Origin of the sequence: Bacillus smithii, assembly GCF_001050115.1 — a bacterium.
GTDB classification, from domain to species: Bacteria; Bacillota; Bacilli; order Bacillales; family DSM-4216; genus Bacillus_O; species Bacillus_O smithii.
In genome coordinates, this window is the sequence record NZ_CP012024.1 from 320,388 (window position 1) to 333,879 (window position 13,492).

A 13,492-nucleotide genomic window follows, 5' to 3' on the forward strand; every position below is an offset into this window, starting at 1 on the left:
AAGTAGCCGATTCATGAATAATGCCAGTCCCACTCTAAATCACGGAGAAAAGGGCTGGTGATTTTTAAAATAGATATTTTTCTAGCCATCTTTGCTGTTGATTCCTGACAAAACAATCTTTTTTAGGCTGAAACGCTTCGAAAAAGAAAAGGACCATTTGTTGAGTAATAAAAAAGTTGTTTAAATTATAAAAATGTCATTTAAAAAATAAAAAAGTCGTTTAGTTGAATAGCGTACCAGTTATTTTAAAGGAAAATACTTATAATTAACGGGATGTTGCACAATAAGCCCAATATACTTCTTTTGATGTTTTTTGTGTTTGATATTCTAATTTTAAGAAGCATCTCTGTGAAATCAGAGATGCTTCTATAATTATATGAGAATCAATGGTAAGGTTTTCCCGACTTCAAGTTTTTGTTCAAGTTTAACAACAAATTTTTATCAATATTTAATAAATTTTTATTGCGAAACGATAAATAACGTATTAAAATTTATTCAAAAATAAATAAGTGAGGTGCTTTTTATGAAACAAAGATCAACATTGTTTTTAAAAATAGCTGTTTTTATTATCGGAACTCCAGTTCTTGCTTTATGTATATTTGGGTTGCCTATGTTAGCTAAAGAAGCAGCAGAAAATAATTCGGAGTACGCTTATGTACTATATGGCTTTTTAATCGTTATGTATGTATCGGCGATACCATTTTTCTTCGCTCTGTATCAGGCTTTTAAACTTTTAAGTTATATTGACAAGAAAAAAGCTTTCTCGGAATTATCCGTAAAGGCTTTAAAGAATATAAAATACTGTGCGGTCATAATCAGTATCTCGTATGTGCCGGGTTTGCCCTTCTTCTATATCGTTGCGAAATTAGAAGACGCCCCAGGTATCATGCTAATCGGATTGGGCATTATTTTTGCTTCAACGATTATTGCAGTCTTTGCTGCTGTTCTTCAAAGGCTTTTACAAGAAGCCATCGATATAAAATCAGAAAATGATTTAACGATCTGAGGTGAATAATATGGCAATTATCATCAATATTGATGTGATGCTGGCTAAAAGGAAAATGAGCGTCACAGAACTTTCGGAGAGGGTTGGAATCACGATGGCTAATCTTTCTATATTGAAAAATGGAAAGGCAAAAGCGATTCGATTATCAACTTTAGATGCGATTTGTAAGGCTTTAGAATGTCAGCCTGGAGATATCTTAGAATACCGAAGTGATGAAGACATCCAAGATTAATAAAGTAGGAAACATTGAAAGGAAAAGAAAGTTATCGGCGGTGAGCTAGCTACTATACTAAGCAGGACTTGCATATATTCAGAAAAAACCTTTGGAGGAACAAATCATGAGAGCACTAAAACAACTCGTTCTTTTTGGTTGGGAGCAGGCCCTATCATGTTTGTTTCCTGTCGTTATTTTTGCCTCTTTGGCTTTTACAAAAATCATGCCACTTCCCTTCCTACCACGGTATGACTGGCTGCTCATCATCTGTCTTCTGATGCAGTGGTGGATGGTGCGTTCTGGGCTTGAAACACGGGATGAACTTAAGGTTATCACATTGTTCCACCTTATTGGACTTGCTCTTGAAATTTTCAAGGTACATATGGGCTCCTGGTCTTATCCAGAGGAAGGATATTTCAAAATTTTTGGAGTGCCTTTATATAGTGGATTTATGTACGCAAGTGTAGCGAGTTATCTTTGCCAGGCGTGGAGGAGGCTTAAGGTTGAACTGGTTAAGTGGCCACCGTTTTTGGTAGTTGTACCTCTTGCAGCTGCGATTTATTTGAATTTTTTCACCCACCATTATTGGATTGACGTTCGTTGGTGGTTATCTGGACTTGTAATTATCGTCTTTTGGCAATCATGGGTCACATACGAGGTTGATGGAACTCGTTACCGTATGCCACTCACACTTTCTTTTGTGCTTATCGGATTTTTTATATGGATAGCCGAAAATATCGCAACGTTCTTTGGAGCTTGGGAATATCCAAACCAAACCGATGCATGGAGTCTCGTTCATCTAGGAAAGGTGAGTTCATGGCTCTTATTAGTGATTGTTAGCTTTCTTATAGTAGCGACGTTAAAGCAGGCTAAGGGAAAAATTCAACTAGGAGAAACTAGTAATAGTCAATTTTTATAACTGTTAAGAACCCTTTTTTAAAAAGTCGGAACCTTAGCATGGTAAGGAATTCGACTTTTTTAGGTTGAAGTTCTCCTAGCGTACAAAATTCTGAATAAGATAAATTGGAAAAAGCAACGTTGAATTGTTACTTTTTTCTCTAAAAATAGCTTGATCATTCTGCCGGAATGCATTTATTAGGGGTTTTTGTGAAAATATTCACTTGAAACTTTAGCGTCCTAAATCAGAATGGGGTTTTGTGTGTTTGAGGTTATAAAATTAAATAACTTTATTGTAATCTTACACCATATCTATGGAAAAAGAATTTCAAAAAAACTATTTACAAAAATAAAATACAATACTATAATAATTCATGTCTTTTTGATAAGCATTTTAATAAAGCGGGTGTAGTTTAGTGGTAAAACCACAGCCTTCCAAGCTGTTGTCGTGGGTTCGATTCCCATCACCCGCTCCAATAGTTCGGGCCTATAGCTCAGCTGGTTAGAGCGCACGCCTGATAAGCGTGAGGTCGATGGTTCAAGTCCATTTAGGCCCATTCTTCATATTGTATACTGATGCGTAGTAAAATGAATGGATTCGCAATCGGCAGTTGACATAAACAAGCAATGGTCTGCGAAGAGTGGGGAGAGCTGTCCGAGTGGTCGAAGGAGCACGATTGGAAATCGTGTAGACGGTCAACGCCGTCTCAAGGGTTCGAATCCCTTGCTCTCCGCCATGAAATATTTTGGCCCGTTGGTCAAGTGGTTAAGACACCGCCCTTTCACGGCGGTAACACGGGTTCGAATCCCGTACGGGTCATCCTCAATGGAGGTTTAGCTCAGCTGGGAGAGCACTTGCCTTACAAGCAAGGGGTCGGCGGTTCGATCCCGTCAACCTCCACCATCACCATGTAACTTTTTTGAAGTGTAGTGGACATCAGGATTTGGTTTTCATGCCTTTTATAAGGTCGTGCGGAAGTAGTTCAGTGGTAGAACACCACCTTGCCAAGGTGGGGGTCGCGGGTTCGAGTCCCGTCTTCCGCTCTTTTTTTATTTCAGTAAGGGAATGAAAAATTGAAACTGATCATGATCATACTTTGAGCCTTTTTTCGATATACTTGCGCCCATAGCTCAATTGGATAGAGCGTCTGACTACGGATCAGAAGGTTAGGGGTTCGACTCCTCTTGGGCGCGCCATGAAAAATTTTCAGTTTTAATAGCTCGTTCTATAACCGTTATGTGCAGAAATTTAATATTAAGTCTTTTTGGTTTTAAAAACTTTTTTCAAGGTCCCGTAGTGTAGCGGTTATCACGCCTGCCTGTCACGCAGGAGATCGCGGGTTCGATTCCCGTCGGGACCGCCATGAAATCAAAAGAGGTCGGTAAAGGAAAAAACCGATAAAGCATTTTTTCTCAGAGAAAATTTTCCCCTTGCATTTCTTTTGTGTTGGGTGTATAAATAAATAGCTGACTTAAAAGAGATGATCAAAACAACTTTTAATAAAAAAGTTGTTGACACAAATGCAAGAAGGTAATATAATATAAAACGTCGCTTTTGATAATGCGATTTTGATAGATTCAAAAGTTGGATCCTTGAAAACTGAACAAAACGAAACGTAAACCAATGTTTCGATAGAAACAAGCCAAGTCAAATTTCTTTTTGGAGAGTTTGATCCTGGCTCAGGACGAACGCTGGCGGCGTGCCTAATACATGCAAGTCGAGCGGACTTTCAAGAAGCTTGCTTTTTGAAAGTTAGCGGCGGACGGGTGAGTAACACGTGGGCAACCTGCCTGCAAGACGGGGATAACTCCGGGAAACCGGGGCTAATACCGGATAATATCTTCCTTCGCATGAAGGAAGGTTGAAAGGCGGCGCAAGCTGCCGCTTGCAGATGGGCCCGCGGCGCATTAGCTAGTTGGTGAGGTAACGGCTCACCAAGGCGACGATGCGTAGCCGACCTGAGAGGGTGATCGGCCACACTGGGACTGAGACACGGCCCAGACTCCTACGGGAGGCAGCAGTAGGGAATCTTCCGCAATGGACGAAAGTCTGACGGAGCAACGCCGCGTGAGCGAAGAAGGTCTTCGGATCGTAAAGCTCTGTTGTCAGGGAAGAACAAGTACCGTTCGAACAGGGCGGTACCTTGACGGTACCTGACCAGAAAGCCACGGCTAACTACGTGCCAGCAGCCGCGGTAATACGTAGGTGGCAAGCGTTGTCCGGAATTATTGGGCGTAAAGCGCGCGCAGGCGGTCTCTTAAGTCTGATGTGAAAGCCCACGGCTCAACCGTGGAGGGTCATTGGAAACTGGGAGACTTGAGTGCAGAAGAGGAGAGCGGAATTCCACGTGTAGCGGTGAAATGCGTAGAGATGTGGAGGAACACCAGTGGCGAAGGCGGCTCTCTGGTCTGTAACTGACGCTGAGGCGCGAAAGCGTGGGGAGCGAACAGGATTAGATACCCTGGTAGTCCACGCCGTAAACGATGAGTGCTAAGTGTTAGAGGGCTTCCACCCTTTAGTGCTGCAGCTAACGCATTAAGCACTCCGCCTGGGGAGTACGGCCGCAAGGCTGAAACTCAAAGGAATTGACGGGGGCCCGCACAAGCGGTGGAGCATGTGGTTTAATTCGAAGCAACGCGAAGAACCTTACCAGGTCTTGACATCCTTCGCTACCTCTAGAGATAGAGGGTTCCCCTTCGGGGGACGGAGTGACAGGTGGTGCATGGTTGTCGTCAGCTCGTGTCGTGAGATGTTGGGTTAAGTCCCGCAACGAGCGCAACCCTTGACCTTAGTTGCCAGCATTCAGTTGGGCACTCTAAGGTGACTGCCGGTGACAAACCGGAGGAAGGTGGGGATGACGTCAAATCATCATGCCCCTTATGACCTGGGCTACACACGTGCTACAATGGATGGTACAAAGGGTCGCGAAACCGCGAGGTGGAGCTAATCCCAAAAAACCATTCTCAGTTCGGATTGCAGGCTGCAACTCGCCTGCATGAAGCCGGAATCGCTAGTAATCGCGGATCAGCATGCCGCGGTGAATACGTTCCCGGGCCTTGTACACACCGCCCGTCACACCACGAGAGTTTGCAACACCCGAAGTCGGTGAGGTAACCCTTACGGGAGCCAGCCGCCGAAGGTGGGGCAGATGATTGGGGTGAAGTCGTAACAAGGTAGCCGTATCGGAAGGTGCGGCTGGATCACCTCCTTTCTAAGGAAGAAGAAAAGCAGAGGCGACTGTTCAGGTGCGACAAGCACAAGACAGCTTGCGAGGAGGTAGTATTTAAACCACCGCAGCAAGATGGATTGTGACCTCGAGCACCTAGGAGCCGGAGCTGGACAGATATCAATTGTACGCTTTCGTTTTGTTCAGTTTTGAAGGATTTCATCCTTCCAAGTTGTTCCTTGAAAACTAGATAGAAAAAAGAAGCAGCATAAACCGAGTATCGCCATCTAGGATAAAACCAACATGGTTAAGTTAGAAAGGGCGCACGGTGGATGCCTTGGCACTAGGAGCCGATGAAGGACGGGACTAACTCCGAAAAGCTCCGGGGAGCTGTACGTAAGCGTTGATCCGGAGATTTCCGAATGGGGAAACCCGCTGCCCGTAATGGGGCAGCATCCTTGCCTGAATCCATAGGGTAAGGAAGGCAACCCGGGGAACTGAAACATCTAAGTACCCGGAGGAAGAGAAAGCAACAGCGATTCCCTGAGTAGCGGCGAGCGAAACGGGAACAGCCCAAACCAGAAGGCTTGCCTTCTGGGGTTGTAGGACACCAATGGTGGAGTCACAAAGGAACGAGGTAGACGAAGAGGTCTGGAAAGGCCCGTCAGAGAAGGTAACAACCCTGTAGTCGAAACTTCGTTCCCTCCCTGGTGGATCCTGAGTACGGCGGGACACGAGGAATCCCGTCGGAAGCTGGGAGGACCATCTCCCAAGGCTAAATACTCCCTAGTGACCGATAGTGAACCAGTACCGTGAGGGAAAGGTGAAAAGCACCCCGGGAGGGGAGTGAAAGAGAACCTGAAACCGTGTGCCTACAAGTAGTCAGAGCCCGTTTACGGGTGATGGCGTGCCTTTTGTAGAATGAACCGGCGAGTTGCGATCTCATGCGAGGTTAAGTCGGAAAGACGGAGCCGCAGCGAAAGCGAGTCTGAACAGGGCGCATGAGTATGGGGTCGCAGACCCGAAACCAGGTGATCTACCCATGTCCAGGGTGAAGGTGAGGTAACACTTACTGGAGGCCCGAACCCACGCACGTTGAAAAGTGCGGGGATGAGGTGTGGGTAGGGGTGAAATTCCAATCGAACTTGGAGATAGCTGGTTCTCTCCGAAATAGCTTTAGGGCTAGCCTCAAGGAAAGAGTCTTGGAGGTAGAGCACTGTTTGGACTAGGGGCCCTCATCGGGTTACCGAATTCAGACAAACTCCGAATGCCAGCGACTTATCCTTGGGAGTCAGACTGCGAGTGATAAGATCCGTGGTCAAAAGGGAAACAGCCCAGACCGCCAGCTAAGGTCCCAAAGTATACGTTAAGTGGAAAAGGATGTGGAATTGCTTAGACAACCAGGATGTTGGCTTAGAAGCAGCCACCATTTAAAGAGTGCGTAATAGCTCACTGGTCGAGTGATTCTGCGCCGAAAATGTACCGGGGCTAAACGTATCACCGAAGCTGCGGGTGGACACCTTCGGGTGTCCGCGGTAGGAGAGCGTTCTAAGGGCAGAGAAGCCAGACCGGAAGGACTGGTGGAGCGCTTAGAAGTGAGAATGCCGGTATGAGTAGCGAAAGAAGGGTGAGAATCCCTTCCACCGAATGCCTAAGGTTTCCTGAGGAAGGCTCGTCCTCTCAGGGTTAGTCGGGACCTAAGCCGAGGCCGACAGGCGTAGGCGATGGACAACAGGTTGATATTCCTGTACCACCTCTTTTCCGTTTGAGCGATGGGGGGACGCAGGAGGATAGGGTAAGCGCACTGCTGGATGTGCGTCCAAGCAGTAAGAGGGGCAGCGAGGCAAATCCCGTTGCCACTAACCTCAAGCTGTGACGGCGAGGGAAATATAGTACCGAAGTTCCTGATTCCACACTGCCAAGAAAAGCCTCTAGCGAGGAAAAAGGTGCCCGTACCGCAAACCGACACAGGTAGGCGAGGAGAGAATCCTAAGGTGTGCGAGAGAACTCTCGTTAAGGAACTCGGCAAAATGACCCCGTAACTTCGGGAGAAGGGGTGCTTTTTGGGGTGCATAGCCCCGAGAAGCCGCAGTGAATAGGCCCAGGCGACTGTTTAGCAAAAACACAGGTCTCTGCGAAGCCGTAAGGCGAAGTATAGGGGCTGACGCCTGCCCGGTGCTGGAAGGTTAAGGGGAGCGCTTAAAGCTTTGCTTGAAGGTGCGAACCGAAGCCCCAGTAAACGGCGGCCGTAACTATAACGGTCCTAAGGTAGCGAAATTCCTTGTCAGGTAAGTTCTGACCCGCACGAAAGGCGTAACGATCTGGGCACTGTCTCAACGAGAGACTCGGTGAAATTATAGTACCTGTGAAGATGCAGGTTACCCGCGACAGGACGGAAAGACCCCGTGGAGCTTTACTGCAGCCTGATATTGAATTTTGGTACAGCTTGTACAGGATAGGTAGGAGCCTTGGAAACCGGAGCGCCAGCTTCGGTGGAGGCGCCGGTGGGATACTACCCTGGCTGTACTGAAATTCTAACCCGCACCCCTGATCGGGGTGGGAGACAGTGTCAGGTGGGCAGTTTGACTGGGGCGGTCGCCTCCTAAAAGGTAACGGAGGCGCCCAAAGGTTCCCTCAGAATGGTTGGAAATCATTCGCAGAGTGCAAAGGCAGAAGGGAGCTTGACTGCGAGACCTACAAGTCGAGCAGGGACGAAAGTCGGGCTTAGTGATCCGGTGGTTCCGTATGGAAGGGCCATCGCTCAACGGATAAAAGCTACCCCGGGGATAACAGGCTTATCTCCCCCAAGAGTCCACATCGACGGGGAGGTTTGGCACCTCGATGTCGGCTCATCGCATCCTGGGGCTGTAGTCGGTCCCAAGGGTTGGGCTGTTCGCCCATTAAAGCGGTACGCGAGCTGGGTTCAGAACGTCGTGAGACAGTTCGGTCCCTATCCGTCGCGGGCGCAGGAAATTTGAGAGGAGCTGTCCTTAGTACGAGAGGACCGGGATGGACGCACCGCTGGTGTACCAGTTGTCTCGCCAGAGGCATCGCTGGGTAGCTATGTGCGGAAGGGATAAGTGCTGAAAGCATCTAAGCATGAAGCCCCCCTCAAGATGAGATTTCCCATTTCTTCGGAAAGTAAGATCCCTGAAAGATGATCAGGTAGATAGGTCCGAGGTGGAAGCGTGGTGACACGTGGAGCTGACGGATACTAATCGATCGAGGACTTAACCAAAAGAAAGCGCGAAATCGGTGAAACTGCTTCTTCTATCTAGTTTTGAAGGAACAATCGTTCCGACAACTACATACCGTCTGGTGGCGATGGCGAAGAGGTCACACCCGTTCCCATCCCGAACACGGAAGTTAAGCTCTTCAGCGCCGATGGTAGTGAGGGGATTCCCCTTGCGAGAGTAGGACGCTGCCAGGCGAATGAAAAAGTCCGGGATCCAATTAGATCTCGGACTTTTTCATTTGTTAAATTTTTATGTTGATAGCTTACAGAATAAGACTGTATGGATTGACAAAGCTTATAATCCTCTATTTTGATCCAGCCATTCTTTATTGTTCCATTCAGCAGACATCCCGTCCAAATTTGGAAAGTCTATTTTGGCATCATTTGATTGCACGAAAGCAATAAGTTTTATGTATTCAAGTAGAAATCTCCAAGAATTGTTTTGAATGATATCCAAAATGTCATAAGCCGCTTTTGGATCTCTTTTGGAGAATATATCATAGTTTTTGAATACTAAAACTAAACCTAAACCTATTCCATCCGGAACCACATCTGATAAACAATCGTCAAAGGCATTTAAGTTTTTACCATAATCATTTGGAAAGTGGAGGACAGATGCCAAATCTTTATGGTAGTTTTTGAGAATTCCATTTTGAACAATCAAAAATGTAAATTTCAAATCCTTCTTGAGAGATATCTACTATAAACTGATATAGAATTTCGTTTTTCCAAAATAGCTTTACACAGCCGTTTAAAAGAAGTTGTTTCCATAACTCCATGTTTGCGCCTCTCTTCATTTTACAATTTGACCAAATTCCCATGAATGATAAGAAACATACCATCGAAGAATCTGATCAATCCATACAGTTTTCAAGATATTTTCGATTTGTAGACCATTAAACCTTTAATGTTCTATTCTTTTTTACTTCAACATTTTTCAAACTTAATTATAAAACAGCGGGTACCAAGAGGTCTTTATTTATAAAATAAATTTTAAAAAAACAGAAAATATAGTAGGAAATAAAGCAGTTTTTGTCGAAAAAAAGAAATATATGACCAATGTTTTCATCGGTTCAATTGGCGAGAGGTAAGTTATGGTGGAAAAAACTTATTGATTTTGGCACAAAGAAAAGTTCAAGGAGAGCTATGAAAGAATGAAAAAAGCTATTTTTTTTGATTTGGATGATACTTTATTAAACGATCGTAAGAGCATACAGCGTGCGTTTGATGTGACATGTGGGGAACTGGCAGAAAAATATGGATTGGATTCTGCCGAACTGGAAGCGAATGTCCGTGATTGTGCAAGAAAATTATATTCCACTTATCCATTCTTCGAGTTTACCCAAAAAATTGGCATCAACCCATTTGAAGGATTATGGGGGAGATTTACGGATGTCCACCATTGGAAGTTTCGGGAGATGGGAATGCTTATTTCAGACTATCAATTGAAAGCGTGGAAAGAGGGCCTTCAGCTTTCCGGTGTTCCGGAAGAGGAGGCGGAAGGAGCGAAAAAAAAGTTTCAAGAAGTTCGACGTTCTACATCGTTTGTGTTTGACGATACTTATGAAGTTTTGGAGCAATTAAAAACAAGAGGTTTTCGGTTGCTGCTGTTGACGAACGGCTCGCCTTCCCTGCAGCTGGAAAAGCTGGCGATGGAGGAGCGTTTGATTCCATACTTTGAACATATTGTGATTTCCGGCAACTTCGGTTTTGGCAAACCGGATCCTCGTTTATTTCAACATGCTCTCCGCTTAATGGAGATTTCAGCAAAAGAAGCCATTATGGTGGGGGATAATGTGAGTACTGATATTTTAGGGGCCAATAACGCCGGAATCGATTCGATCTGGATTGATCACGGAGACGGCAAAAAAATGGAGGGAGCAAAACCGACCTATCGTGTAGAGCGATTGAAAGACGTTTTGGATACGACCGTTCTTCTTCCGCGATAAGATCATGATATCTGCTATGGCTGATATTTGTGCAATTCTTAATCGATCGATGTTTTTTCGTCGGAAAGCAACAATAGCATCGTTTTGTTCCGTCAGAACATGTTGACCTGATTTTATTCATAAAAACAAGATTCCCTCTAACAGTAGACGCAAAAACAAGAGTGACCTGCCTGTTATGGGTGGTTGCTAACTGAGATCTGCTTTAGAGGGTTTTTATTAAGTAGATCTATTTTGTGAAAAACGGCAAAATCGTTCTTATGTGTGAAAAGAATGACAGTGGTTTTTCTCAAATATGAGAACTGAATAGCCATTGCTTTTATAGAGTGCAAATCGAGCGTTGAGTGAACATCTTATAAATCAACGCCTCCTAGTTTCATTATTTACTGCATGACCCTTTAGGACTACTTTCTCTTAGATTTTTCCGTTTTCCATTTCACAAACGTTTTTGCTTAATAGTCTATTACTATATATAAGCAAGGCTAACCCTATACTAGTAAAATACAGACATAAATATTTAAGAAAATTATTGCTCTTTAATAACCATTCGTACAGAATGACGAGCAAGTTTTTTGTGCGAGTGATCATGATGATTTATTAAGATGGACCTAGGTAAAAAGAGATGACAATTTTCCCGAATAATAGAAGAAAAACTAGATGAACACTTGGAAATCAATATATTTCGAGTAGGTAAATGAGTATTTTTATTCATACAAAAAGAATAAAAATATTAAAGAATGACTGGACTAAAAGGAAAGAATAATATACAATATTTTCAGAATATTAATATATATCAAATAATTGTAATATTTTATTAGTATAAGAAGGAGGTCTGCGTCGTTCATTCATTTGTTAGGAAAGAAATAAAAAAATGGGGGAATTTTTATGAAGAAAAAATTTTCTAGTATTACGCTGACTTTATTATTCTCAACCGTACTCATGGCAGGGTGCGGAGCCAGCAGCACCACCGGCGGAAGCGCATCGAACGGCAAAACGATCAAGGTGGGCGCCGATCTCGAACTGTCGGGGAATGTGGCATCGTATGGGCAATCCATTGCTGAGGGATTTGCTCTCGCATTAGATGATATTAATAAAAAAGGAATTGATGGGAAGAAAATTGAATTAATCAAAGCGGATAATAAATCTGATGCGGCTGAAGCTACGAACACCGCCATTAAGCTGGTGAGCCAAGATAAAGTAGCGGTCCTTGTAGGTTCTGCAACAAGTACCAATACGCTTGCACAAGTACAAGTGGCGCAAGATAACAAGATTCCTTTAATTACGCCGACAGCCACGAATCCGGAAGTGACTGTAAAGGGTGGAAAGCTGAATGACTATGTGTTTCGGACTTGTTTTATCGACCCATTTCAAGGGACGGTCGCAGCGAATTTTGCAGCCGATCAACTGAAAGTGAAAAAAGCGGCGATTCTCATTGACAGCTCGAGTGATTATGCAAAAGGGTTGGCAAGTGCTTTTGAAAAATCCTTTAAGAAAACGGGCGGGAAAATCGTTTCAAAAGAAGCGTATGTAGCAAAAGATACAGATTTTCATGCTACATTAACAAGAATCAAAGGCGAAAATCCACAGTTTATTTACTTGCCGGGCTACTATGAAGAAGTAGGGCTGATTGTAAAACAGGCTCGTGAAATTGGTTTAAACGTTCCGATTATGGGCGGAGACGGTTGGGATTCACCGAAACTGGTGAAAATTGCCGGGCCAAAGGCATTGAATAATACTTATATTACGAATCACTATTCTTCCGGAGATCCGGATCAAAAAATTCAGAAATTTGTGAAAAAATTTAAAGCAAAATATAATGGAGATTCTCCAGATGCCTTTAATGCGCTTGGCTATGATACGGCTTACCTGTTGGCAGATGCAATAAAAAGGGCGGGAAGCACAGATCCGGAGAAAATCAAAAAAGCACTGGAAGACACAAAGAATCTTGAACTGGTGTCAGGCACCTTGACTTTTGACAAAGATCATAATCCGATTAAATCCGCCTCTATCTTAGAATATAAGGATGGTAAGCAAGTATTTAAAACAAAAGTGAATCCATAATCTTGAAGAAAGGGGGAATCTTTCCCCCTATTTTGAATTTTCAAAGGGATTAAGCCACAAGGATGGGAGGAGCATGCATAATGGAATTCGTTCAACAATTAGTAAACGGAATATCGCTCGGCAGCATCTATGCTTTACTTGCCCTCGGATATACCATGGTTTATGGAATCGTGAAATTGATTAATTTTGCGCATGGTGATGTTTTTATGGTAGGAGCCTTTATCGGATTTTACTCTGTCACCGTGTTTCATTTCAGTTTTTTCCCGGCTTTGCTGTTGGCGATGGCGGTTTGCGCAGTGTTTGGCGTACTCATTGAACGCATTGCCTATAAGCCATTGAGAAATGCTACGAGAATTGCCGCGCTGATCACAGCGATTGGAGTTTCTTTGTTTATTGAATACGGCACGATCTATTTGCGCGGAGCACAGCCGGAGGCATATCCAAGCAATGTTCTTCCTGAAAAAAATATCAACATTTTCGGGGTTACGATCAATAGTCAATCACTGCTGATCCTTTTCACCTCCATTGTATTAATGATCGTTCTTCAGTTTATCGTACATCGAACAAAGGTAGGAAAAGCCATGCGGGCCGTTTCCTATGATGCGGAAGCTGCACGATTAATGGGAATCAGCGTAGACCGCACCATATCGGCCACCTTTGCCATCGGTTCTGCTTTGGCAGGCGCTGCCGGAGTTATTTTTGGAATTTACTATACCAAAATTGATCCACTCATGGGGATTATTCCAGGACTGAAAGCTTTCGTCGCAGCCGTATTGGGGGGTATAGGGATTATTCCGGGAGCAATGGTGGGAGGTTTGCTTCTCGGTGTCATTGAATCGTTGGTCAGTGCAATGGGCTTTTCATTATGGCGCGATGGGGCGGCATTTATCGTTTTGATTCTGCTGTTAATTTTTCGACCGTCCGGCTTGTTTGGAAAAAATGTAAGAGAAAAAGTGTAGGAGGAAA

The 13,492-nt window shown here is 44.2% G+C and carries 7 protein-coding genes, 8 tRNA genes and 3 rRNA genes; 17 read left to right on the forward strand and 1 reads right to left on the reverse strand.

Going from position 1 to position 13,492, the window contains the following annotated elements; translation table 11 throughout:
* Positions 1–523: 523 nt before the first annotated feature.
* The 14 genes from BSM4216_RS01560 (at position 524) to rrf (ending at position 8,714) form a co-directional block, all read left to right on the forward strand.
* A complete protein-coding gene (locus BSM4216_RS01560) occupies positions 524–1,006 on the forward strand; it encodes a DUF2975 domain-containing protein (protein ID WP_048622490.1) in 483 nt (160 codons plus the stop codon).
* A 10-nt stretch (positions 1,007–1,016) separates the two neighbouring features.
* Positions 1,017–1,238, forward strand: a complete 222-nt coding sequence (locus tag BSM4216_RS01565; protein ID WP_003354823.1) for a helix-turn-helix domain-containing protein — start codon at positions 1,017–1,019, stop codon at positions 1,236–1,238.
* Positions 1,239–1,344: 106 nt separating this feature from the next.
* Positions 1,345–2,139, forward strand: coding sequence for a DUF817 domain-containing protein (locus BSM4216_RS01570; RefSeq protein WP_048622491.1), 795 nt, complete (start codon positions 1,345–1,347; stop codon positions 2,137–2,139).
* Positions 2,140–2,519: 380 nt separating this feature from the next.
* Positions 2,520–2,593 (forward strand) — tRNA-Gly (locus BSM4216_RS01575).
* A gap of 7 nt (positions 2,594–2,600) precedes the next feature.
* A tRNA-Ile gene (locus tag BSM4216_RS01580) sits at positions 2,601–2,674 on the forward strand.
* 88 nt (positions 2,675–2,762) lie between these two features.
* Positions 2,763–2,854, forward strand: a tRNA-Ser gene (locus tag BSM4216_RS01585).
* 11 nt (positions 2,855–2,865) lie between these two features.
* Positions 2,866–2,937: transfer RNA gene (locus BSM4216_RS01590), tRNA-Glu, on the forward strand.
* Positions 2,938–2,945: 8 nt separating this feature from the next.
* Positions 2,946–3,021, forward strand: a tRNA-Val gene (locus BSM4216_RS01595).
* Positions 3,022–3,089: 68 nt separating this feature from the next.
* Positions 3,090–3,161, forward strand: a tRNA-Gly gene (locus BSM4216_RS01600).
* A 76-nt stretch (positions 3,162–3,237) separates the two neighbouring features.
* Positions 3,238–3,314: transfer RNA gene (locus BSM4216_RS01605), tRNA-Arg, on the forward strand.
* Between the two features lie 91 nt (positions 3,315–3,405).
* Positions 3,406–3,481, forward strand: a tRNA-Asp gene (locus BSM4216_RS01610).
* A gap of 293 nt (positions 3,482–3,774) precedes the next feature.
* Positions 3,775–5,329 (forward strand): 16S ribosomal RNA (locus tag BSM4216_RS01615).
* A 260-nt stretch (positions 5,330–5,589) separates the two neighbouring features.
* A 23S ribosomal RNA gene (locus BSM4216_RS01620) occupies positions 5,590–8,522 on the forward strand.
* Positions 8,523–8,598: 76 nt separating this feature from the next.
* Positions 8,599–8,714, forward strand: a 5S ribosomal RNA gene (rrf, locus tag BSM4216_RS01625).
* Together the 16S, 23S and 5S rRNA genes with 8 tRNA genes alongside form the textbook arrangement of a ribosomal RNA operon.
* A 100-nt stretch (positions 8,715–8,814) precedes the next feature.
* Here the strand turns inward: rrf and BSM4216_RS01630 are convergent.
* Positions 8,815–9,198, reverse strand: coding sequence for a barstar family protein (locus BSM4216_RS01630; RefSeq protein ID WP_048622492.1), 384 nt, complete (start codon positions 9,196–9,198; stop codon positions 8,815–8,817).
* A 475-nt stretch (positions 9,199–9,673) separates the two neighbouring features.
* Here BSM4216_RS01630 and BSM4216_RS01635 point away from each other — a divergent pair, with 475 nt between their 5' ends.
* From BSM4216_RS01635 to BSM4216_RS01645, 3 genes are all read left to right on the forward strand, one after another.
* On the forward strand, positions 9,674–10,468 hold the full coding sequence (locus BSM4216_RS01635; protein WP_048622493.1) for an HAD family hydrolase: 795 nt from the start codon (positions 9,674–9,676) through the stop codon (positions 10,466–10,468).
* An 882-nt stretch (positions 10,469–11,350) separates the two neighbouring features.
* Positions 11,351–12,526, forward strand: a complete 1,176-nt coding sequence (locus tag BSM4216_RS01640; protein ID WP_048622494.1) for an ABC transporter substrate-binding protein — start codon at positions 11,351–11,353, stop codon at positions 12,524–12,526.
* Positions 12,527–12,606: 80 nt separating this feature from the next.
* Entirely contained in the window at positions 12,607–13,485 is an 879-nt protein-coding gene (locus BSM4216_RS01645; protein ID WP_048622495.1) for a branched-chain amino acid ABC transporter permease, read from the forward strand.
* The last annotated feature ends 7 nt before the right edge of the window (positions 13,486–13,492 follow it).